The 21,297-nt window shown below is 68.9% G+C and carries 19 protein-coding genes and 1 other RNA gene; 12 read left to right on the top strand and 8 right to left on the bottom strand.

Going from position 1 to position 21,297, the window contains the following annotated elements; all coding sequences use genetic code 11:
• Positions 1 to 61 precede the first annotated feature (61 nt).
• The gene (locus tag GTY96_RS08470) at positions 62 to 907 is read right to left on the bottom strand and encodes a tetratricopeptide repeat protein (RefSeq protein ID WP_255442013.1); all 846 of its coding nucleotides are present in this window, start codon (positions 905 to 907) and stop codon (positions 62 to 64) included.
• Between the two features lie 265 nt (positions 908 to 1,172).
• Between GTY96_RS08470 and GTY96_RS08475 the strand changes: the two genes are divergently transcribed.
• Positions 1,173 to 1,565 (top strand): DUF488 domain-containing protein, encoded by a 393-nt coding sequence (locus GTY96_RS08475; protein ID WP_161664427.1) that lies wholly within the window; start codon positions 1,173 to 1,175, stop codon positions 1,563 to 1,565.
• Positions 1,566 to 1,628: 63 nt separating this feature from the next.
• Here the strand turns inward: GTY96_RS08475 and GTY96_RS08480 are convergent, their stop codons facing one another.
• Positions 1,629 to 2,372 (bottom strand): hypothetical protein, encoded by a 744-nt coding sequence (locus tag GTY96_RS08480; RefSeq protein ID WP_161664428.1) that lies wholly within the window; start codon positions 2,370 to 2,372, stop codon positions 1,629 to 1,631.
• Positions 2,373 to 2,528: 156 nt separating this feature from the next.
• Here GTY96_RS08480 and GTY96_RS08485 point away from each other — a divergent pair, with 156 nt between their 5' ends.
• Positions 2,529 to 3,077, top strand: a complete 549-nt coding sequence (locus GTY96_RS08485; protein ID WP_161664429.1) for a nuclease-related domain-containing protein — start codon at positions 2,529 to 2,531, stop codon at positions 3,075 to 3,077.
• An 86-nt stretch (positions 3,078 to 3,163) separates the two neighbouring features.
• Here the strand turns inward: GTY96_RS08485 and GTY96_RS08490 are convergent, their stop codons facing one another.
• Positions 3,164 to 5,032: a serine/threonine-protein kinase gene (locus tag GTY96_RS08490; protein WP_328700807.1), complete on the bottom strand. Its 1,869-nt coding sequence runs from the start codon at positions 5,030 to 5,032 to the stop codon at positions 3,164 to 3,166.
• Between the two features lie 410 nt (positions 5,033 to 5,442).
• Positions 5,443 to 6,393: a hypothetical protein gene (locus GTY96_RS08495; RefSeq protein ID WP_161664430.1), complete on the bottom strand. Its 951-nt coding sequence runs from the start codon at positions 6,391 to 6,393 to the stop codon at positions 5,443 to 5,445.
• Positions 6,394 to 6,980: 587 nt separating this feature from the next.
• Here GTY96_RS08495 and GTY96_RS08500 point away from each other — a divergent pair.
• On the top strand, positions 6,981 to 7,430 hold the full coding sequence (locus GTY96_RS08500) for a hypothetical protein (protein ID WP_161664431.1): 450 nt from the start codon (positions 6,981 to 6,983) through the stop codon (positions 7,428 to 7,430).
• A 243-nt stretch (positions 7,431 to 7,673) separates the two neighbouring features.
• Here GTY96_RS08500 and ssrA read toward each other — a convergent pair.
• Positions 7,674 to 8,037, bottom strand: a transfer-messenger RNA (tmRNA) gene (gene ssrA / locus GTY96_RS08505).
• A 171-nt stretch (positions 8,038 to 8,208) separates the two neighbouring features.
• On the opposite strand from ssrA, the gene GTY96_RS08510 reads away from it, so the two are divergent.
• From GTY96_RS08510 to GTY96_RS08525, 4 genes are all read left to right on the top strand, one after another.
• Entirely contained in the window at positions 8,209 to 9,216 is a 1,008-nt protein-coding gene (locus GTY96_RS08510) for a zinc-dependent alcohol dehydrogenase family protein (protein WP_161664432.1), read from the top strand.
• A 142-nt stretch (positions 9,217 to 9,358) separates the two neighbouring features.
• Complete coding sequence (locus GTY96_RS08515) at positions 9,359 to 10,720, top strand: M16 family metallopeptidase (RefSeq protein WP_161664433.1); 1,362 nt, start codon at positions 9,359 to 9,361, stop codon at positions 10,718 to 10,720.
• Positions 10,720 to 12,315 carry a M16 family metallopeptidase gene (locus GTY96_RS08520; protein ID WP_161664460.1) on the top strand — a complete coding sequence of 532 codons (1,596 nt, stop codon included), beginning with the start codon at positions 10,720 to 10,722 and terminating at the stop codon, positions 12,313 to 12,315. The genes GTY96_RS08515 and GTY96_RS08520 overlap by 1 nt, the downstream gene beginning before the upstream one ends.
• Before the next feature lie 286 nt (positions 12,316 to 12,601).
• Positions 12,602 to 14,911, top strand: coding sequence for an OmpA family protein (locus tag GTY96_RS08525; RefSeq protein ID WP_235685451.1), 2,310 nt, complete (start codon positions 12,602 to 12,604; stop codon positions 14,909 to 14,911).
• Positions 14,912 to 15,019: 108 nt separating this feature from the next.
• Here the strand turns inward: GTY96_RS08525 and GTY96_RS08530 are convergent, their stop codons facing one another.
• Together GTY96_RS08530 and GTY96_RS08535 are read right to left on the bottom strand one after the other, a co-directional pair.
• Positions 15,020 to 15,598, bottom strand: a complete 579-nt coding sequence (locus GTY96_RS08530; protein WP_143899611.1) for a TlpA family protein disulfide reductase — start codon at positions 15,596 to 15,598, stop codon at positions 15,020 to 15,022.
• The gene (locus GTY96_RS08535) at positions 15,595 to 16,659 is read right to left on the bottom strand and encodes a CFI-box-CTERM domain-containing protein (RefSeq protein ID WP_161664434.1); all 1,065 of its coding nucleotides are present in this window, start codon (positions 16,657 to 16,659) and stop codon (positions 15,595 to 15,597) included. The genes GTY96_RS08530 and GTY96_RS08535 overlap by 4 nt, the downstream gene beginning before the upstream one ends.
• A gap of 113 nt (positions 16,660 to 16,772) precedes the next feature.
• Between GTY96_RS08535 and GTY96_RS08540 the strand changes: the two genes are divergently transcribed.
• The 3 genes from GTY96_RS08540 (at position 16,773) to GTY96_RS08550 (ending at position 18,835) form a co-directional block, all read left to right on the top strand.
• Complete coding sequence (locus tag GTY96_RS08540) at positions 16,773 to 17,060, top strand: hypothetical protein (RefSeq protein ID WP_143899616.1); 288 nt, start codon at positions 16,773 to 16,775, stop codon at positions 17,058 to 17,060.
• 119 nt (positions 17,061 to 17,179) lie between these two features.
• Positions 17,180 to 18,415, top strand: coding sequence for a S1C family serine protease (locus GTY96_RS08545; protein WP_161664435.1), 1,236 nt, complete (start codon positions 17,180 to 17,182; stop codon positions 18,413 to 18,415).
• A gap of 150 nt (positions 18,416 to 18,565) precedes the next feature.
• Entirely contained in the window at positions 18,566 to 18,835 is a 270-nt protein-coding gene (locus GTY96_RS08550) for a vegetative protein (RefSeq protein ID WP_143899620.1), read from the top strand.
• A gap of 37 nt (positions 18,836 to 18,872) precedes the next feature.
• Here the strand turns inward: GTY96_RS08550 and GTY96_RS08555 are convergent, their stop codons facing one another.
• The gene (locus tag GTY96_RS08555) at positions 18,873 to 19,613 is read right to left on the bottom strand and encodes an RNA methyltransferase (RefSeq protein ID WP_143899621.1); all 741 of its coding nucleotides are present in this window, start codon (positions 19,611 to 19,613) and stop codon (positions 18,873 to 18,875) included.
• Between the two features lie 51 nt (positions 19,614 to 19,664).
• Between GTY96_RS08555 and GTY96_RS08560 the strand changes: the two genes are divergently transcribed.
• Both GTY96_RS08560 and GTY96_RS08565 read left to right on the top strand, forming a co-directional pair.
• A complete protein-coding gene (locus tag GTY96_RS08560; RefSeq protein ID WP_161664436.1) occupies positions 19,665 to 20,255 on the top strand; it encodes a hypothetical protein in 591 nt (196 codons plus the stop codon).
• Positions 20,256 to 20,333: 78 nt separating this feature from the next.
• Complete coding sequence (locus tag GTY96_RS08565) at positions 20,334 to 21,290, top strand: phosphoribosylaminoimidazolesuccinocarboxamide synthase (RefSeq protein WP_143899625.1); 957 nt, start codon at positions 20,334 to 20,336, stop codon at positions 21,288 to 21,290.
• Positions 21,291 to 21,297 lie beyond the last annotated feature (7 nt).

Genomic DNA, 21,297 nt, shown 5'->3' on the forward strand with positions numbered 1-21,297 from the left:
TCCAGCGGTCCGCCCTGGGAGCGCCTTCAGCTCCCAGCGTGCCTTGCTCTGTGTCCAGACCTTACATCTCGACGCCAAGTGCCTTCAGACAGTTTGCTGCCCGTGGGTGCCCCGCGGCCGCGGCCATCCTGTAATACCGGACCGCTCGGGCTTTGGACTTCGGCACGCCATCGCCCTCCGCATAGATGTGCCCCAGGCTGAAAAAGCCGCTGACGTGGCCTTGTTTCGCGGCTTCCTGGTACCAGCGGATCGCACCCAGGACGTCCCGAGCCCCCCCGACGCCATTGATGCACATCCAACCCAGGATGGATTGCGCCTCGGCATCTCCCCCAGCAGCGGCCTTCTTGTACAACTGGATCGCCTTCCCCAGATTCTTCCTGACGCCGCGCCCCCGCTCGTAGGCATCAGCCACGGTGCAGAGCGCGGCCATGTCGCCGTTCCGAGCAAGCGCTCGACAGAGCACCACTGCCTCCTTCCATTTCTCCTTGTTCCGGCCGAAGTAGAGCAGCGTGGCCAGATTCCCCTTGGCCGGTGGAAATCCAAGGTCCATGGCTCGCCGGTACCAGCGCTCGGCGAGCCGCCTGTCCTGGCGGACGTCCTGCCCCTTGCCGTAGAACAACCCGAGATTGAAGGCAGCAACATCATCACCCAGTCGGGCGGCCTTTCTCATCCACCCGAGCGCCTCCCTCACATCCTTGCGGGTTCCATCTCCATACATGAGATGAAGTCCGGCATTCGTCATCGCCTCCACTCTCCCTGCCCGTGCCGCCATCAAATACGCATGGAACAGGGCTTCGCGAGAAGCTTCGGCATCTTCCTCAAGCTCCCAGGCCTGTTCCATGGCCGCGATCGCGAGCGGTTCAATGGAACCCTCTTCGGGGTGACGCACTCCTTCTTTCCGTTTCACCAAGGGTCGAATCCCGGAGGCTTGGGTTTGATGAGCTTCTGGCCCGCTTGAGGCTCGTTTTACCGGGGAAACGGCCAAGCTGTATCCCAAGGACGACTTCTGCAGCCTCCAGTTCCTTCACAGCCGGAATCAGCGGAGCACGGAAGTGTCGCAGGAGGAGCGGTTCACACCTCCGGGGAGAGCGCCGCACGGCCGCCACGTCCCCGCCGGGTGCTCCCCGTGCGCACTTCCCGTGGGCAGCATATTCATTCGGGGGCTCGCGACGATGATTCGACTCCAGCGTGTCTATGACGAGCACGGCCCGGACCCGCGGGCGGGGACTCGCTTCCTGGTGGACCGGCTGTGGCCCCGGGGGCGCAGGAAGGCGGACCTCCGCCTGGACGGCTGGCCTCGCGAGGTGGGGCCCAGCACGGAGCTGCGGCGGTGGTTTGCCCATGATGTGGCGCGCTGGGACGAGTTCCGGCGCCGGTACATTCGCGAGTTGGATGCGCACCACGACGCGTGGGAGCCGCTGCTCGAGGCGGCGCGCCAGGGCCGCATCACCTTGCTCTACGGGGCCCGCGACACCGAGCACAACAACGCCAGGGTGTTGAAGGACTACCTGGAGGCCCAGTTGAAGCGCACCGCGAGGACGAAGCCGCGCCGCACGGTGCACTGATGCGAGTTTCGGCTCCCGTGAGCGCTTACAGCCTGACGACGCGGCTCCACTCCACCAGATGAGTCAGACGTCACCGCTGGCGGACCCCACGAGGCGGAGGTCTCGCAGGTTCGGGTCACTGCACGTCAAGTCGAGGCTGACGCGCCAGGTGGGAACATCCGAATGGACGATGACCGTCCCCGTCCACGCGGAGCAGGAGGTCGGGGTGCCTCCGGAAGAGATGAAGACCCGCGAATCCGGCAGCGTCACGATCTGCCCGAGCGGCGGAAGTGGCCGTCCGATGATGACGTGAACCGAGCGGCCGACCATCACGGGGCACGTTCCCGTCGTCTTCGGCGGGGCGATGTAGAAGGTGAGGCTGTTCTGGTCGCAGGTCGAGGGCGCCACGCAATAGTTCTCCTTGTCCCTGCTTTCGTCGAAGCCGAAGGTCTGGCCCGAGATGGCGGGGCTCGTGAAGGACCAGCTACAGGTGGCCTTCCCAGGACGACAGCAAGCCTTTGCACCGCCAGGACAATCCGTCATGAAGCAACCCACCGGGTTGTTCACGGTGCCTCCACCACAGGCGCCGAGGCTGACCGCATCCGTGCCGGAGCGGCTGCAATAGGAGAGGTTCGCGGAGTCGCAGAAGGCCTCGCCGCGTTTGCAGAGGAACGAGCCCGCGTCGAGGACAGACGCCAGAGACTCGATCGGCACCAGTGAGCCCTGGGGTTCGGGAAACCTCTGGGGCCCCAGGGACCCTTCATCCCCCAGACAGGCCGTGACAAGAGACAGGAGGACACACCAGGACACCAGGACGAGGGAGCTCATTCGCATGAGCCATCCAATAGGCCCCTTCTCCCTCTCCGGAGAATCCCTCCCAAGGGGTATATGCTCGGTCCCTCCATGCCGAAGCAACACATTGAATCGCACGGGTCCTCCGTCCGCCGGCCTGGGCAAGGCGCACGAGAGCGGCAGAACAGGCTCGTGAAGGCCGCGCCCATCAAGACGTTCTTCACGCGGCTCTTCGGGATGCACACCGAAGAGCGTGCTTGGGGGCGCGGCGCCGAAGGCGAGGAGCGCGTGGGTCAGCTGCTCGAACCCCTTCGGCCGCGGGGCTGGTTCATCCAGCACGACGTCAAGATTGGCCGGACCGGCGCGAACGTGGATCACCTCGTGGTGGGCCCGCCGGGCGTCTACGTCATCAACACCAAGTTCCTCAGCCAGAGGGTGTGGGTCGCCGGACACGTCATCCAGGTCGGCGGCGCCAACCGGAACTACGTGAGGAAGGGCGAAGCGGAGGCCAAGCGGATCCGTGAGGAGCTGAGCGCGGCAACGCGACGCCGTTCGCTCTGGGTCCAGAGCCTGCTGGTCTTCGTGGACGCGGAGCTCGTGGTGAAGGAGCAGCCGAGGAACGTCCCGGTCCTTGGGGCCCACGAACTGGTTCCAGCACTGCTCGCGCAGGAGGCGACGCTGGAACGCGAAGAGGTCGTGGCGCTCGCCAGGGCCGCCCACCGACTGGCGACCCGGGACTGAGCGTCCCGCGGTGACACGTGGGACGCCGCGGGCCTCGCATCAGCGGTTGCTCGTGGCCTTCACCCGGTCATGGGAGCCGGCTCCGCTCAAAGCGGGAACCGTCCCTTCAACCGCTCCTGCCATGCATCCAGCGCCTGATGAACGTCCATGCGCTCGGTGGCGGTCTGGGCCTTCGCGGCCTCGGTGTAGAGGTCCACCAGCTGCTTGGTGAGCTCCGGCGCGACGTCCTGGTTCTGCGTGCGCTTGCGGAGCTCCGCCACCAGCTTGTCCATGCGCTGGGCCAGCCGCTGCTCGGAGGCATTGCTTTGGGGCAGGAGGGGGAGTTTGGGAATCACGAGGGCCGGGACCCGGGGCGGCGGCGCCGGGGTAACAACGGCGGCGACGCCGACGGGAGCCGGGGGCGCGTCCTGCAGCGCGATGCGCTGGGTCAGCTCCTTCTCGATGTCATCCAGCGCGACGTGGATGCGCGCACGCTCGGAATCCATCGTCGCTTCAGCGGCGGCCCGGTATTGCTGGATCAGCCTGCCGCGCAGCGCTCTGTCCGCATCCACGTCCGTTGCCCGCGCCAGCAGTTGTTTGAACAGGCCTGCCAGCCGCTGCTCCATCTTCTTCTCGGACTCGGTCCCGGCTGGCAACGGTGGTAGCCCCGTGACCTTCGCCACGGTCGCGGGCTCGCTCTTCGCCCCCTCCTGCGCAGGGTCCTCGGAGGGCTCCTCGGGCGGCGCCTCGACAGGAGCCTGCGCCGAGGTGGCCGACGGCGGAGTCACCGGCGGCGCTGGCGGCGCCTCCGCCACCACCGGCTCGGAAGGGCTCGGCGGCGCGAACGCCTGCGTCCGCTGCGCCTTCCCCGCCTGTGCGCCCCACCCATAACCCACTCCGAGCAGCGCCAGCCCGGCGAGCGCCGCCACCACGAAGGACGTCGCCTTCCGGCGCTCCGTCCCCGCCACCCTGGGCCCTGGCGTCACCTGGGCCGTGGGCTCCTCCCTCCGTGCCAGCGTCGGGACGTCCTGCGTCTCCACGACCGCCGGGGTCTCCGCCTCCGGGTCCACGGAGGGCACCGGCGGTCGCGCCAATCCGCGGAGCTTCAGCCGGACGGCCGCCGCGGACGCAGGCCGCTGGGTGGGCTCCTTGTGCATCAGCTGGAGCACCAGGTCGTCGAACTCCGGCGGAATCCCCTCCACCCGCGAGGACACCCGAGGCGGGACCTGCTCCACGTGCGCGAACATCAGCTGCACGTTGTCGCCCTGGAACGGCCGGGTGCCCGTGAGCATCTGGAACGCCATCACCCCCAGCGCGTACAGGTCCGCGGCCGGGCCCACCTCGCCGCCGCGGATCTGCTCCGGGGCCATGAAGTCCGGCGTCCCCAGCGTGGAGCCATCCTGCGCGTCGTGCGCCTGCATCAACTTGGCGATGCCGAAATCCACCAGCTTGATCAGCGGCGCCGCGTCCTGCTGTTCCATCAGGAACACGTTCGCGGGCTTCAGGTCTCGGTGCACCACTCCCGCCCGGTGCGCGGCGCCCAGCGCGGCCAGGACCTGCTCCAACACCCAGGCCGTGGTCCCCACGTCCAGCCGCTCCCGCACGCGCAGCAAGTCCGAGAGCAACTGGCCCTGGAGCAGCTCCATCACCACGTACGGCCGGCCGTCTGGCAGCGTCCCGAAATTGAAGATGTCCAGCACGCCCGGATGCCGGATGGCGTTCACCGCCCGAGCCTCCACCCGCAGCCGCTGCTCCTGCTCCGGGGACACCAGCTCCGCGCGCATCACCTTGATGGCCGCGTGCTTGCCGATCAGCGGATGCTCCGCCCGGTAGACGACCCCCATCCCGCCCGCGCCCACGCGCTCCCGGATGACGAACTCGCCAATCTTCGACCCCACCAGCGGATCCACCGACGGCGCGGTCGCCGCCGGTGCCTCCTTGAGCTCCTCGTCCGTCACCACCTCGTGCGTCTCCACCTCTGGCGATCGTCCGTGTTCATCGGAACAAATCGATTCGTCCCGATGGTACCGGGCCAAGGCGATGACGTCGCGCCTCCAAGTGCGCCTTCTGCTTGCTCCCCCGCCGATGTATCCACGCCGCTCAGAGAATCCTGTTTTACGGGAGCGAAAAACGTGACCCACGGGGGCGTTCCGGCCCCAGGGACACGAGAGTTCGCCCCCAAGAGGACCGTTGGGTGCGCACGTTCGAAACCGTGGAGGAACCCCGGCTGGCCCTACTGGAACAGGCCCACAGGCCAAGGGGCATTGGCCGTTGGAGCGGCACGACCGCCTCGCGCCGAGTCAGCCCCGGCGCGAGGCGATGCAAAGGCAGACGGGTCGAATGCAGACAACCGGGTGTCTCATCCATCCGGTGCGATACAGGAGGGCTAGGGACTCCCGCACAGGCCGTAGCTGCAATTCCACCTGAACGCGATCGCAGCGTGATAGTTGTCTCCGACCGCGTCCGTGATGTCCCACCGATGATTACGAATGTAGTACTCGAAAGTGCCGCACGCGGAGAGAGGCGGGCAGGTCTTGTAGCTGCCGCTATATGCATAGAACGACCGCATTTCTCCAGGGGCAACGCCCCACGTGCCTGACACTGAAAGCTCATACGAGAACCACACCCCCACGATACCGCCGCTGTAGGGCGCGACCTTGATGAACGACGACTTCGAATTCGCGGACGCCCATCCATTGCCGGTGACGGTCGGCCAGCACTGAACGAAGTCTCCGCCCTTGTAACAGGCAGTATCCCTCCAGAGTTGGCCGTCCGCCCCAGTCCATGACTGAGTGACAGATGAGCGGACGTCGCCTTGTTGCCCACCACGAGCCGGGGCCAGTCCTTCGACAGCCCCCAGACTGGCAACAGCTTCATCGCGCGCGGGTCCGTCACGGTGCGACTCAGCCCTGACCAGGGCCTCTGGCGGCGTGGAACCTCCCGTAAGCCGACGATAGAGCTCGACGGCCGAGTCGTCGGCGAAGTCGCTGTCACGCAAGATACGCCCGCCTTCCACCGGCCCGCTCTCCGCGACGAGGATGCCGTCCGGCCGCAGTTCGTAAAACTCCACGGAGTGCTCCGGCGCGACCTCGACCCGCACAATCAAGCGATTGAGCACATCGAGTCTCGGACGCAGTTTCTGTCGGGCGTCCAACGCGGCGGCCGGATTGGATTCGTAGAGTTGGCGGATGCGCTCGAGCGACAGGCGCGCCTCGGCATGGGACGAAGGATTGAGTTCAATCGACGCTTGCTCTTCACCAGGGGAATCGCCGCACCCTGTCGCCCCAAGAGCAGTCACCAACAGCAAGCCCATTCGAAACAAGAACCTGTTCGACATCGCGCAACCTCCAGTCCACAGACAACACACCGCCATCTGACTTGAGACCTCAGCGCGGCGTGCTCTTCCGCGGCGCCAATCGCCGCATGGCCATACACGTCGTTCGAACAGGCAATTCCAGTCAACCGAGACTGCCCACGAAGACTGACCGGCTCAAGGGAAGCGTCCACCACTCAACACTTCACCAGGCACGACTGGCAGCTACCACCGTGGCGTTCAGTTGAGCCATCCCCTGCGTCACCTCACAACCCAGAGGCCTCCAATTACGAGGCGTTGTGTCCATATGTGCCCTCCGGACACAACCGACTGGCGTGATGGACATGGCATCCCCAGGGATGGCGAGGTTTCCCTGGGAAAGTGAGCGCCTATTGCCCCCAATGGCAACGCCGTTCCTGCAACGCAACGCCAACCATCATGAAGGCGCAGCAAGCGCAAGGAGCAACCCATCAATGCGCAGCACCTCACGAGAGGGTCGCCCAAGGCATCTGAACACTTCAGAACATCCACCGCCCAAAGCAAACGAGGATGCCACGCAAATCCATTAAATTCGGAATGCCACCACTTCGGCCGTATGCACAGGAGAGCCCATGGCAATTCCGACCAACGTGAAGCACTTTCTAAATGGCGCAGTGCTTATTTCGGCAGTGACCTTGCTTGGAGCCTGCGGCGAGCCCCTTGCCAGCGAGCCAGAGAATATCGATATACAGAGCACCGTTACCGCCTTCGACATCCCACCTCCAACGGCAACCATGGGCTGCGGAAGAAACCCCCAGACCAATGCAGTCACCTGCACCGGCGGCGCCAACAACGGCGTACCGCCGTACACCTACCAGTGGTCGATCATCGATGACTTCGGAGGTGGACCGTATGGCGATTACTGGTGGAACAACTCAACCAGCTACAACGACTACTGCCAGATGGGCTTCCACACATACGGAACCTACTACGACAAGTACATCCGGTTCCGTGTCCTCGACGCCAACACCTATGTCTCGAATGTGGTCGAGGTCCATTACCTCTGCTGGAGTCCAAACTAGCAACAGGCCTCGTCAGCGAGACAAGCAGTGCCCACGCGCATGGTCCTTCGCCAAGGCCCCGCACGGCTCGAGCGCTGCCTGTCCACAGGCGAATACGTGCTTGGCGGCTTCGAGAAAGCAGGGGGCACACCTCCTCTTCTCCCGAAGCCCCGACCTGCTCGTCGGGCGGTTTCTGGCTCGCCCTTGCTGACATGGGGTGGAAAATGAAAGGGCCCGTAATCCCTGAGGATTACGGGCCCTTTCAAGTGGAGGCGGAGGGAATCGAACCCTCGTCCGAAAGCCGTCGGCTCTTTGACCCTACGTGCGTAGTCCGCGATTTGCTACGTCACCTGGACTCCCACGGACGGGATTCCCGATGCCGGTCCTGGAAAGATCTCGCCGCCTCAGGCCCAGGCACCCTCGGCAGCCAGTCCGCATTATGACGGCCCATCCCTACCCCACGGACCGAGAGCAGGGGGACCGCGCACTAGAGACTGCTAGTTAGGCAGCCAGCGCGAGCTCAACGTTGTCGTTGGCTTTTGTGTTGTTGTCGGCGGTTTTACGAGCACCCAACAAGCTCGGCACGCGTCTCGAACGTCATTGCCCCCGTCGAAGCCAGGTCGCCCCCGGTTCGATGTACGTCGTGCGGCCACTCACGCTCCGCACTCGACCTACATTAACCGCTGAACGCCTCCCGTCAATCCTCATGCACGCCGGGATGGCGCTCCAGCAACATCCCGCCCTGGCAACCCGGGCAGTCCGCCAGGCCCTCGTTCCCTCCCATCCCGGAGTCACTCCCATGCAGGCGTACGAGCTCCAGCACACCACCGGCAGCGACGGCTGGGTCGCCGTCGAGAAACCCGAGCCCCGGCCCGCCCTGGGCCAGGCGCTCGTCCGCATCCACGCCGTCTCCCTCAACTACCGCGACCTCATCATCGCCCGAGGCACCTACCCGGGCCTCCACGTCCCCGTCATCCCCTGCTCCGATGGCGCGGGCGAGGTCGTCGCCGTGGGCCCAGGCGTCACCCGCGTCAAACCCGGGGACCGCGTCGCCCCCACCTTCTTCCAGACCTGGACCGACGGCGAGCGCACCCCGGAAAAAGTGGCCCGCGCGCTCGGCGGCGCCATCCCCGGCGTCCTCGCCCAGTACGTCTGCGTGGACGCCGAAGGGCTCGCCCTCCTCCCCGACTGGCTCACCTACGAAGAAGGGGCCACCCTCCCCTGCGCCGCCGTCACCGCCTGGAACGCGCTCGTCCCCCAGGGCGGCCTCCAGCCCGGACAGACGGTGCTCGCGCAAGGCACCGGCGGCGTCTCCATCTTCGCCCTCCAGTTCGCCCGCATCCTCGGCGCCCGCGTCATCATCACCTCCAGCCACGACGACAAGCTCCAGCGCGCGAAGCAGCTGGGCGCGGAGGGTCTCGTGAACTACCGGCGGTCTCCGGACTGGGAGCAGCAGGTCCTGTCCCTGACCGGCGGCCAGGGCGTGGACCACGTGCTGGAGGTCGGCGGCGCGGGCACCCTGCCCCACTCCGTGGCGGCCACGAAGGAGGGCGGCCACATCGCGCTCATCGGCCTGCTCACCGGCGCCCCGGGCAAGCCCGACAACACCGCCACCGGCAACAAGCAGCTGCGCGTCGTGAGCACCTACGTGGGCAGCCGCGAGATGTTCGAGGACATGCTCCAGGCCATGACGCGCCAGCAGACGCGGCCCGTCATCGACCGCGTCTTCCCCTTCGCCCAGGCGCGCGAGGCCCTGCGCTACATGGAGTCCGGCGGCCACTTCGGGAAGATCGTCGTCGCCGTGTGACGCCGGGCGTCTGGCGCCAAGACGACACGCGCCCCAAGAAACCCTCGCCCTGGAGCACAACCTCCAGCGTAACGTCCGCCGCGAGCTTCCGGGACGCGCCCCCCTTGCGAGGGGCGCGTCCCGGCACCGAAAGGGTTCGCGCATGCGCCGCCTGTTGCCACTCCTGCTGCTGCTCCTGACGCCGGTGCTCCCGGCGTCCGCCGAGCCGCCTCCAGAAGCCTCCCGCTTCTTCCCCTACGCGCTGAAGACGACGCGCCTGCCCAACGGCCTTACCGTCGTCCGCGTGCCGTTCAACTCGCCCGGCATCATCGCCTACGTCACCGCCGTGCGCGTGGGCTCGCGCAACGAGGTGGAGCCAGGCCGCACCGGCTTCGCCCACTTCTTCGAGCACATGATGTTCAAGGGGACGAAGTCCAACCCCGAGGGCCAGCGCGAGCGCATCCTCGGAGGCTACGGCTTCGACGACAACGCCTTCACCACCGACGACATCACCGTCTACCAGGTGTACGGCCCCACCGCCGGCCTGCCCCAGCTCATCGCGCTGGAGGCGGACCGCTTCCAGAACCTGGAGTACTCGGAGCCGTCCTTCCAGACCGAGGCGCTCGCCGTCCTGGGCGAGTACCACAAGAACGCCGCCGGCCCCGACCTGAAGCTGGAGGAGGCCCTGGCGAAGACCGCCTTCACCCACCACACCTACCAGCACACCACGCTCGGCTTCTACGAGGACGTCCAGGCCATGCCCAAGGCGTACGCGTACAGCCGCGCCTTCTTCGAGCGCTGGTACACGCCCGCCAACACCACCCTCTTCATCGTCGGGGACTTCGACGACGCCCAGGTCCTGGCCCAGGTGACGCAGGCCTACGGCGCCTGGAACCGCAAGCCCGCCTCCGTCACCATCCCCACCGAGCCCGCGCAAACGAAGGCCCGCGCCGTCCACGTGGACTGGCCCCAGCCCACGCAGCCCCGCCACGTGCTCGCGTGGCACACGCCCGCCGCCCGCGCCGACACGCCGGACGCCGCCATCCAGTCCCTCCTCGCCGAGTACCTCGTGGGCGACACCAGCCCCGCCTACAAGGAGCTGGTGCTGGAGAAGCAGTTCGTCGAGTCCCTGGACGTCGCCAACACGCCCCACCGCGACCCCTACCTCTTCACCATCGACGCCACGCTCCAGGATGAGAAGCACCGCGCCGACGTGGAGACCACCCTGCGCCGTGAAGCGAAGGCCCTGGCCAGCGGCAAGGTGGACGCGGCCCGCGTGAAGGCCATCCAGGACCACCTGCGCTACGGCATGCTGATGGACCTGGAGACGCCGCGCGACGTGGCCATCGACCTGGCCGTCTACGCGGGCGTCATGGGCCCGCCGGACTCCCTGGGCAGCTACCTGAAGCAGTTGGGCGGCGTCACGCCCCAGCAGCTCACCGCGTTCGCGAAGAAGTACCTCGTGGACACCAACCTCACCGTCCTCACCCTCACCCCCAAGGCCACCGCCGGAGGGACGCCGTGATGAAGACCCACCCGTCCGTGTCCCTCGCCGTCGCCGCCGCGCTGTCCCTCGCCGGCTGCGCCTCCACCCCCAAGCCCGCCCCCGAGGCCGCGCCGCCGCAGGTCACCGCCGCGCCAGAGACCCCGGCGCCGGCCGCGGTGCCGGCCGTGCCCCTGAACCAGCCGAAGCCGATGCAGCTCGTCGTGCAGGCCCGGCCGGAGACGCCCATCGTCAGCCTGCGGCTGGTCTTCCACACGGGCTCCATCGACGACCCGAAGGGCAAGGAGGGCCTCACCGCCCTCACCGCGAAGCTGATGGCGGAGGGCGGCACGCAGAAGCTCACCTCCGCCCAGCTGCTGGAAGCGCTCTACCCCATGGCCGCCGAGCTCAAGGTGACCACGGACAAGGAGATGACCACCCTCGCCGGCCGCGTGCACCAGGACTTCCTTCCGCGCTTCCTGGAGCTGTTCACCGACACGCTGCTCGCGCCCCGCTTCGAGCCCGCGGAGTTCGAACGCCTGCGCGCCAACGCGCTCAATGGCGTGCGCAACGGCCTGCGCAGCGAGGACGACGAGACCCTTGGCAAGGTGGGCCTGGACGCGCTGCTCTACGCGGGCCACCCGTACGCCCACTACACCGGCGGCACCGTGCAGGGGCTCCAGGCGCTCACGCTCGAGGACGTGAAGGCGCAGGCGGCCCGCGTGTTCACCCAGGACCGGCTCGTCATCGGGCTGGCGGGCCCGGTGGACGCGAAGCTCCAGGAGGCCGTCACCTCGCGCCTGTCCGCGCTGCCCGCCACGGGGGCGCCGCGCGTGGCGCTGCCGCCCGTGCCCTCGTCCGCGGGCCGCACGCTCATCCTCCAGAAGCCCGCGCTCTCCACCGCCGTGAGCATGGGCTTCGTCACGCCGCTGCGCCGCGGAGACCCGGACTTCTTCCCGGTGGCGTTCGCGCTGTCCAACCTGGGCGAGCACCGCCAGTTCATCGGCGTGCTCTTCAACGAGCTGCGTGAGCAGCGCGGCCTCAACTACGGCGACTACGCCTACGCCGAGCACTTCATCGAGGACCGCGGCAACGGCACCTTCAACCGCACCAACCTGGTGCGCACCCAGCAGGACGTGTCCCTGTGGCTGCGCCCCGTGGTGCCCGCCAACGGCGTGTTCGCCACGCGCGGCGCGGTGTACTTCCTGGACCAGATGGTGAAGCAGCCGCTCCCGCGCGAGCGCTTCGACCTGGTGCGCGGCTTCCTCCAGGGCTACACCCGCCTGTGGGAGCAGACCGACCAGCGCCGGTTGGGCTACGCCATCGACTCGCTCTACTACGGCACGCCGGACTTCCTGGCGTCGTACCGCGCCGCGCTGGCGACGATGACGCCAGAGTCCGTGAACGCGGCCGTGCGCCGGAGGCTCCAGCCGGATCAACTGGCGTTCGTGTTCGTCACCGAGGACGCCGACGGACTGGCGAAGGCGCTGAAGTCCGGCGCGCCGTCGCCCATCACCTACGCGTCGCCCAAGTCGCCGGAGCTGCTCAAGCAGGATGAAGCCATCATCCAGCAGAAGCTGCCGGTGAACCCGGACGCCATCCAGGTCCTCCCGGCCGCGCGGTTCATGGAGCACTGACGTTCGCGTCCGGCGCTCAAGGGCTCTCCGGCGACACCGTCCACACGCCGCGAGAGCACTTGAGCGCCGGAACCTCCTGGCGCTCGCACCGCGCGGGCCCCTCCACCGCGAGAACCCAGGAGCCCAGTGGAAGATGTGTCATCCCCTGCGGAAACAGGGCGTGCTCGCCTGCGTGCCCGGCGTCCGGGACCGCGCGCGCTTTGTAGAAATGGCATGAGGCTGTAGCGCACCTTCCGACGCGTGGCTTTTCTTCCGGCGGGGGGAGGTGGGTGGTAAGAGCCTCGGTATGCAATGCCCCGACTCCGAACATGTTTCGTGGAGCCGGTCCGCGTGCGGCGCGGCCCTGCGACTCGCGCTCCTGGGCCTGCTGCTCACCACGGCAGCGGCCCACGCCCAGCCTGATCCTTTCTCCCGTGGCTTCGACGCGGTGCCCGTGAAACCCACGGCCGCGCAGTCCAGCGGCATCGGGCTGGAAGGCGCCACCGTGGAGCCGGTGGGCAGCTACCGGGGCGCGCTGCTGCTGGACTTCAACTGGCGCATCCTGGCCCTCAAGCTGGGAGAGAAGAAGCTGGGGGACCTGCTCCCGTACCGGCTGGACGCGCACCTGCTGTTCTCCTACCAGCTGCTGGAGCGGCTGGAGGTGGGCGTGGACCTGCCGTTCACGGTCGTCCAGGGCGACAACTTCTCGCTGCTGGGCGACGCGCTGAACTCGCCGACCTTCCCCGGCGCCGAGGGCGTCAGCAGCACCACGCTGGGCGACTTCCGCGTGCTGCCGCGCGTGAGCTTGCTGAATCCAGACCGCTTCCCGGTGGGGCTCGCGCTGGTGGCGGAGGTGCGGCTGCCCACCGGCAGCGCGCGGAGCTTCACGGGTGAGAGCGGCGTCGTGTTCGCCCCGCGCCTGGCCGTGGACAAGAAGCTGGGCCCCCTGCCGGTGCGCCTGCTGGGCAACGTGGGCGTGCTGCTGCGCCCCGCGGCGCAGTACCTCAACCTGCGCGTGGACGACGAGCTGACGCTGGGCGCGGGCGGCATCGTGGACCTGCCGGACATTGGCCGGCTGAGCGAGGTGAAGGCCACGGCCGAAATGCACCTGCGCACGCCGCTGGTGCGCCCGTTCAACTTCGACCAGTCGGATTCGCTCAAGTCACCGTGGGAGCTGCTGGTGGGTGCTCGCGCGAAGGTGTGGGGCGACTGGGGCCTGGAGCTGGACGTGGGCCGCGGGCTCAACGTCACCACGGGCTACGGCCGCGAGGCCCTGCGGGTCATGCTGGCGCTGCGCTACGACAAGAGCTACGGCGGACCGGACTCGGACGGCGACGGCGTGCCGGACATCCGCGACCGCTGCCCCACGCAGCCCGAGGACAAGGACGGCTTCGAGGATTACGACGGCTGCCCGGATCCGGACAACGACGGCGACGGCGTGGAGGACGGCGACGACGCGTGCCCCAACGTGAAGGGGCCGAAGGAGAACAAGGGCTGCCCGGTGGAGCCGGAGAAGGACACCGACGGCGACGGCATCATCGACCGGCTGGACAAGTGCCCGAACGTGCCCGGCCTGAAGGACTTCGACGGCTGCCCGGACACGGACTTCGACGAGATTCCGGACGGCGAGGACGACTGCCCCGACGTGGCCGGCCCGCCGGAGAACAACGGCTGCCCGTACGACGCCCCGCCCTACGTGGTCGTGGAGTCGGACCGCATCCGCATCAAGGGCAACATCCTCTTCGAGACGAACTCCGCGATCATCCAGAAGCAGTCGTACCCGCTGCTGGACGAGGTGGCGTCGGTGCTCGTGAAGAACCCCACGCTGGGGCCGGTGCAGATTGAAGGGCACACGGACAACAAGGGGTCGCGCACGCTCAACGTGGACCTGTCCAACCGGCGCGCGAAGTCGGTGCTCGACTACCTGGTGAAGAAGGGCATCGACCGCAAGCGCCTGACGTCGCAGGGCTTCGGGTTCGACCGGCCCATCGACACCAACGACACGGCGCTGGGCCGCGCGAGGAACCGGCGCGTGGACTTCAAGCTGGTCAAGTCGGAGATCGAGACCGGCCCCAAGGAGACGGTGGTGCCCAACGGCCAGCCGCCTCCGCCCGGCACCGAGCCCGTCCCCGGACCGGGTGCGCCTCCCGCGAGCGACACGGCCGCCCCGCCCAAGTCAGCGCCCGCGGCCGGTACGGGGACACAGCCCAAGGCCACGACCGCGCCGGATGCGAGCACACCGGCCAAGTCCACGACCGCGGCAGGAACGAGCACACCGCCCAAGTCAGCGACCACGCCGGACGCGAGCACATCTCCCAAGGCCACGACCGCGCCAGAGGCGAGCGCACCGGCCAAGTCCACTCCCGCGACTGGAACGAGCACACCGCCCAAGGCCACGACCACGCCAGAGGCGAGCGCACCGGCCAAGGCCACGACCGCGGCAGGAACGAGCACACCAGCCAAGTCGACGACCGCAGCCGGCGCGAGTACGCCGCCCAAGTCAGCGACCACGCCGGACGCGAGCACATCTCCCAAGGCCACGACCGCGCCGGGCCCAGGCACTCCGCCCAAGGCCACGGCGGCGCCGGACGCGGGCACGCCAACGGGCAAGAAGTAGCGCGGGGACGGTTCGGAGCACGGGCCGTCCCGCGAGCCCCTTCGGGGGCTCAAGCCAGGAGCACGGGCCGACGCCTCCCTCCGCTCGGTGAGTCGAAGGGGGGAGACGCTACCGCTTCAGCGCGCGCTCGATGCGGCGGCGCAAGCCGTCTTCGGACAGCATGCCACGCTGCGCGTCCATCACCTTGCCGTCGCGGTCCAGGAAGTAGAGCGTCGGCAGCGCGTTCACCTCGAAGGCCCGCGCCATGTTGTCGTCGGCGTAGACGACGTAGGGCCGCAGCTCCGGCTGAAAGCGCTGGAGGAAGTAGTCCACCTGCTGCGGCGCCGTATCCCCGTCGTCCCGGCTGGCCGCCACGAAGACGAGCCCCTGGGACTCGTACTCCTTGGCCAGCTTCACCAGCGAGGGCATCTCCTCGCGGCACGGCGGACACCAGGTGGCCCAGAAGTCGAGCATCACCACATGGCCCTTCAGGTCCGACAGGGTCAGCGAACCGCCACCATGCTTGGCCAGTTGGAAGGACGGCGGCGAGACCCCATCCGGCACCAGTCGCGCGCGCTGCGCCTCCCGCACGCCCAGGAACGCCAGCGCCGCCAGGCCCAGCACCGCCACCACCGCCAGCACCGTCTTGGCGCCATCCCCGCGCGCACGCGGCGGCTTCGAATTCTCGGATCCAGCCTGCTGTGTCATCCGCGTTCCCTTCGTGTCAGGCCGCCGTGCACCCGCTTCAACGCCCAGCGCACCCCAGCCCGGACCCGCGGCCGGCGCACCACCCACGCCGCCAGCGGAGGGCCCCAGTGATAGTACCCGTCGATGAACCCCTGGCCGAGCCGGCTCTTCCGCAGCACGTCGTCCCGGAACGCCCGGAACGCCACCAGCTCCGGGGCGCCCTCGCCAAAGGCCGCGGTCACCACGAAGCACGATGACGCGGGACTCACCCACATCATCTTCCCGTTGGTGAGGTTCACCACCACCTTCAGCTCGCGCTGCTCCGTGTAGAGGAAGGCCAGCAGGTCCCTGCGCGCCGCCGGGAACTCCTGCCCCCCCGCCTCCTCGAAGTCGATGCGCGTCGTCACGGCGCTGCCCACTTCATCCACCGTGAAGCGGTAGCGCTTGGAGCTGCGCCGGTGCTCCACCTCCAGCCCCTTCAGCTCCCCGAAGTAGGCCAGGAACGGCACCCGGCACGCCGGACACACGAACCGGTGGTAGGCGTGCGTCGGCACGAAGGCGTAATCCCCCATGCGCTTGCAGCCCGTGTTGGGGCACACCAGCTTCACGCCCGCCTGGGGCGCGTTGCGAGGGTCGTAGCGCGACAGGCCCGTGCCCTTGTCGAACACGGGCGGAGGCCGCGCCGGCTGCCCCACCATCTGGCGGGTGGGGTGCGCGGCCCGCTCCAGCTCCTGCGCCCGGCGCCACGCCAGCTCGGCCGCTTCCAGCCGGCCGTCCGCCGTGTGCACCAGCGCCTCCGCGTGCGCGCGCAGGGCCGCCACCAGCCGGTCCACCAGCGGCGACACCGCCGGCGCCCGCGCCACCGCGAACGCCTCCGCCAGCACCCGCTCCATTTCGGGGAGCAGCGCCTGGGCCGCCTTGCGCGACGGGTCCTCCGCTCGCCGGTACACCGGGGGCTCCGGCAGCTTCGCGAACAATGCCGAGGCCTGGGCCCGCACGCGCTCCAGCGCCGCGTCCCCCCGCCCCACGTCCAATCCCGCCGCCCGCGTCTGGGCGGCCCTGATGAGTTCTTCGGGCTGCAAGCCCCGGGACCTTAAGGGCCCGCAAGCCCCCTGTCAGCGACTCCCGCGTCCCCGGTCCGGAAACTCGCCAACGTCCCCGGACCAATGTAAGACGACGTAGGAGGATGTGAATCATGGGCGTGTTGAAGTTCCTGGTCTGGACGGCATGCGCGGTGGGGATCGGCGTCTTCCTGGCGCGGGGCAACGTGGACGGCCGTTCACCGCTGGAGCACATGGAGCGCACCTGGAAGCGCTCGGTGAATCCCTCCGCGATGGACCGGATGAAGGGCAGCGTGGAGGACGCGCTGGAGGACGCGAGGGAGGCGGTGACCCAGAAGTCCGCCAACGCCCCGGGTCCGCGTGAGCGCATCACCCCCGAGGACCGGGCGGCCATCAACGACATCATCGCCCGGAAGAAGTAGCCCCCCGCCCCCGGACGCGAGGGCCGTGGCTGATCGCCGACCCTCCCCTTCCGCCTACCCCGCCCCGTGCCTAGGTTGCGCCGGGGCGTTGGGTTGGACGGTGGTGGAGAGGCGGGCCCATGGGCTGGACGCAGGTCGGGGGCGTCATCAGGGTGGCGGTGCTGGCATGCGCGCTGGGAACAGCCGGACGCGCCGAGTCACGCCCCCCCAAGAAGCTGTGGCTGGAGGCGCGCAACCGCGCCGCTTCCCGGCAACACTCCAACATCAGTGAAGTGGCCCGCAAGGCGATGCCGGCCGTGGTGTCCATCACCACGCGCCAGGACAGCGCGGACGTGCCCCCCGGCGAGGAGCCGCAGCGGGGGATTGGCTCCGGGTTCATCATCCACCCGGACGGCTACATCCTCACCAGCGCGCACGTGGTGGACGGGGCCTCGGAGGTCAGCATCTCCATCCGCAGCGCCACCGGCTACGTGGAGGAGTTCCCCGCCACGGTGGTGGGCGAGGACGAGCGCACCGACTGCGCGCTCCTCAAGGTGGACTCGCCCCGGAAGCTGCCGGTGCTGAAGCTGGCGTCCGCGTCCCATGTGGACATCGCGGACTGGGTGGTCGTCATCGGCAACCCGTTCGGCCTGGCGCACTCCGTGACGGTGGGCGTGGTGAGCTACCTGGGCCGCACCGACGTGACGCCCAACGGGCGCGACGGCGACTTCGACTATCTGCAGTTGGACGCCTCCATCAACCCGGGCAACTCCGGCGGGCCGGTGCTGGACCTCCACGGCGACGTGGTGGCGGTGGCCAACGCCGTCAACGTGTCCGGGCAGGGCATCGGGTTCGCCATCCCCATCGACATCGCGAAGACGGTGATTCCCCAGTTGAAGGCGCACGGGCGCATGCGCCGCGGGTGGATGGGCATCAGCGTGCAGGACTTCTCTCCGGAGGTGGCCCAGGCCTTCAACCTGAACCCGCGCGGCCGGGGCGTGGTGGTGACGGACGTGGTGGAGGACAGCCCCGCGGAGCGCGCGGGCCTGCGCACCGGAGACGTCATCCTGAACCTGGACCGCCTGTCGGTGGAGCGGGCCCACACGCTGCGCTGGCAGGTGGCCGCGCGCGGCGTGGGCCAGCACATCCAGCTCCAGCTGCGCAGGCTGGGGCACCCCATGACGCTGCGGGTGAAGCTGGAGGACGCGCCCCGGGTGGAGGCGCCTCCCGCGACGCTCGCCTCGGGCGCCGCTCCGGCGGAGCGCACCGCCGGGGCCCGCTCGGCGCTGGAGGACCTGCTGTCGCCCGTGCCGCGCTCCCCGTCCGGACGGGCGGGCGGGGACTCGGAGGGCGGGGAGGGCTTGCCCGTTCCCTGATGGGCCTTGCCCCCGGGGCCCTTCCGGGCCGCCAGCCTCCTTGCGTTCCTTGAAACCGGGCGATACACCGTGCGCCTTCACACTGCGGCGGATCCACCCAGAGGTGGCGCCGCGGGTTTTCGCGCATCGATTCGCAGGAGAGTCCGCACCATGGCCGAGGCCACCCAGACGACGAAGCCCACCCATTGGCCGCGCACGGCCAAGGGCAACGGCAAGAAGGCGTGCACCGTGGAGGGCTGCAAGCGCCCCTACCGCGCCAAGAGCTACTGCTTCTTCCACTTCAAGAAGTGGCGCCAGGGCGACCTGCCCCACTCGCGCTACCGCGTGTGCTCCAAGCCGGAGTGCCGTATCAAGACGAGCAAGGCCGGCCTGTGCGAGAAGCACTACGCCGAGACCTACAAGAAGGAAGCGGCGGCCTAAGCCGTCCCGGCTGTTTCGTGGCGCCGGCCTCCCGCCCTCACTCGCGGGAGGAGCCCGGCGCCACCGCGCGGCCCAGGTGCTTGAAGGCGTTGAGCCACAGCTCCGCCTCCCGCTGGGTCAGCCGCGAACGCATCAACGTCCGCTCCAGCTCGTGCAGCACGTGCTCCGGCGCCTGCGGGTTGAGGAAGTCCGCCGCCAGCATCGCCGCGCGCATGCGCGCGCTCAGGGCCCCGAGCGTCCCCAGCTTCGCGCCGGGCTCCGCCTCCGCGGGCACCGCGGCCGTCTCCCCCAGCCCCTGCCGGTGACACAGGTACAGGAGCACCGCGGACGACTGCGCCAGGTTCATGGAGGGCTGCACGTCCGACGTGGGGATGACGAGCAGATCCTGGCAGTGGGTCAGGTCCTCGTCGGACAGCCCGCGCTGCTCACCGCCGAACAGGAGCGCCACCCGCCCCCGGGTGCTCTCCTCCGCCAGCCGCCGCGCCGCCTCCTCCGGGGTCAGCGGGGACCGCTTCACCACCTGGGTGCGCGACGTGGTGCCCACCACGTACACACAGTCCTCCAGGGCCTCCGCCAACGTGGGCGCGACGCGCATGCCCGAAAGGATGTGGCCGCTCTTCACGGCCATCCGCTCCGCGGCACCGAAGTCCTTCGTGATGGGTTCCGAGAGGATGAGACGTTCAAACCCGAAGTTCGCCATGACCCGGCAGACAGCCCCCAGGTTGTCGGGTGAACGGGTCTGATGAAGGACGACGGTCAGCTCCGCTCCTGGACGCATGCCCCGGAGTTTAGCTGGTGGCGCGTCCGGCTGATCGGTATATTCCCGCTGATGCGTCGCTGGGTCCCTGGCTTGCTCCTGTCGCTGTCCCTGCTCACCACCGCGTGCGACGGCACGGGCGCGACCGTGCGCTCGTCCATCACGTCGCGGCAGGCGCTGAGCAGCTCGCCAGAGGTGGTGGAGTTCGAGTCCCCGGCCGTCCGGCTGGAGCTGTTCCGGGACATCGCCCGCCAGTCCGAGCAGCAGGCCGGTCAGTCCGCGCAGGGCGTGGCGCTCTTCCCCATCATCCAGGGCAACGAGTTCGTCGCGGCGCCGGGCTTCGACTCCCGCGCGGACCTGCTCCAGCCGCCGGACGCGGGCAGCGGAATCCAGTTCGCCTTCGACGCGCGCGCGGGGGACCGTTGGCCGGAGGACCGGCGGGAGAGCCTGCAGGGCCTGTCGGAGCGCGAGGCCGCGGAGCTGGTGGGGCGCACGCTGCTGGCGCTCTGGGACATCCAGCCGGAGGGTGCGGTGCGGGTGGACCGGGCCGCGGGCGCGCCGTACGCGGTCGCCTACGTGGACGGCATCCTGCGCATCAACCCGGCGTTCCTCTACCTGGCATCGGCCTACGGTCCTGCTTCCATGGCGGCGGGCCTCCAGTAGAGTCGCGCGCCTCATGAGCTGGCCCCGCTCCCGCCCCTTCCCGGCGGTCAGTGTCCGGGGCCGCGAGGCGCCTCCGACGTGAACACCTCCGCCCTCCACGCGCAACTCACCCACACGCTCCGCCAGACGGACCTGCCCGCCCTGGGAACCCCCTACAAGGGCAAGGTCCGCGACACGTACCGCAAGGGCGACACGCTGGTCCTGGTGACGAGCGACCGCCTCTCCGCGTTCGACCACGTGCTCACCACCATCCCCTTCAAGGGCGAGGTGCTCAACCGCCTGGCGGCCTTCTGGTTCGACCGCACGAAGCACATCTGCCCCAACCACGTGCTGGACGTGCCGGACGCGAACGTCACCGTGGCGCGCGCCTGCCAGCCGTTCTCCGTGGAAGTGGTGGTGCGCGGCTACCTCACCGGCAGCCTGTGGCGCGACTACGAGAAGGGCACGCACACCGCCTACGGGGTTCCGTTCCCGGAAGGGCTGCGCAAGGACAGCGCGTTCCCCACGCCCATCCTCACGCCGTCCACCAAGGCGGAGTACGGCCAGCACGACGAGCCCATCTCCGAGGCCGAGATCCTGGCGCGCGGGCTGGCCACGCCGCGTGACTGGGCCCGCATCACGGAGGCCGCCCGGGGCCTGTTCCTGGAAGGCCAGACGTGGGCGCGCACGCGCGGCCTCATCCTGGTGGATACCAAGTACGAGTTCGGCAAGGTGGGCGACGAGCTCTTCGTCATCGACGAGATGCACACCCCGGACTCCAGCCGCTACTGGGTGGCGGACGAGTACGAGGCGCGCTTCGCCAAGGGCGAGGACCAGCGGATGCTGGACAAGGAGAACATCCGCCAGTGGCTCATCCGCGAGCGGAACTTCTCCGGCCACGGCGCGCTGCCCGCCATCCCCGACGACGTGCGCGTGGACCTGGCCACCAAGTACGTGGCCGCCTACGAGCGCATCACCGGCATGCCGCTGACGCTCACCCCCGGGGACGTGCACGCGCGCATCGAGTCCAACCTGCGGGCGAAGGGCTACCTGTAGCGGCAGC

Source organism: Corallococcus silvisoli, assembly GCF_009909145.1.
Taxonomy (GTDB): Bacteria; Myxococcota; Myxococcia; order Myxococcales; family Myxococcaceae; genus Corallococcus; species Corallococcus silvisoli.

Bases quoted from the DNA above. Each gene is read 5' to 3' on its own strand.
- GTY96_RS08475 (WP_161664427.1), top strand. From the start codon at position 1,173: ATGATTCGACTCCAGCGTGTCTATGACGAGCACGGCCCGGACCCGCGG.
- GTY96_RS08480 (WP_161664428.1), bottom strand. From the start codon at position 2,372: ATGAGCTCCCTCGTCCTGGTGTCCTGGTGTGTCCTCCTGTCTCTTGTC.
- GTY96_RS08495 (WP_161664430.1), bottom strand. From the start codon at position 6,393: ATGTCGAACAGGTTCTTGTTTCGAATGGGCTTGCTGTTGGTGACTGCT.
- GTY96_RS08500 (WP_161664431.1), top strand. From the start codon at position 6,981: ATGGCAATTCCGACCAACGTGAAGCACTTTCTAAATGGCGCAGTGCTT.
- GTY96_RS08510 (WP_161664432.1), top strand. From the start codon at position 8,209: ATGCAGGCGTACGAGCTCCAGCACACCACCGGCAGCGACGGCTGGGTC.
- GTY96_RS08515 (WP_161664433.1), top strand. From the start codon at position 9,359: ATGCGCCGCCTGTTGCCACTCCTGCTGCTGCTCCTGACGCCGGTGCTC.
- GTY96_RS08520 (WP_161664460.1), top strand. From the start codon at position 10,720: ATGAAGACCCACCCGTCCGTGTCCCTCGCCGTCGCCGCCGCGCTGTCC.
- GTY96_RS08525 (WP_235685451.1), top strand. From the start codon at position 12,602: ATGCAATGCCCCGACTCCGAACATGTTTCGTGGAGCCGGTCCGCGTGC.
- GTY96_RS08530 (WP_143899611.1), bottom strand. From the start codon at position 15,598: ATGACACAGCAGGCTGGATCCGAGAATTCGAAGCCGCCGCGTGCGCGC.
- GTY96_RS08540 (WP_143899616.1), top strand. From the start codon at position 16,773: ATGGGCGTGTTGAAGTTCCTGGTCTGGACGGCATGCGCGGTGGGGATC.
- GTY96_RS08545 (WP_161664435.1), top strand. From the start codon at position 17,180: ATGGGCTGGACGCAGGTCGGGGGCGTCATCAGGGTGGCGGTGCTGGCA.
- GTY96_RS08550 (WP_143899620.1), top strand. From the start codon at position 18,566: ATGGCCGAGGCCACCCAGACGACGAAGCCCACCCATTGGCCGCGCACG.
- GTY96_RS08555 (WP_143899621.1), bottom strand. From the start codon at position 19,613: ATGCGTCCAGGAGCGGAGCTGACCGTCGTCCTTCATCAGACCCGTTCA.
- GTY96_RS08560 (WP_161664436.1), top strand. From the start codon at position 19,665: ATGCGTCGCTGGGTCCCTGGCTTGCTCCTGTCGCTGTCCCTGCTCACC.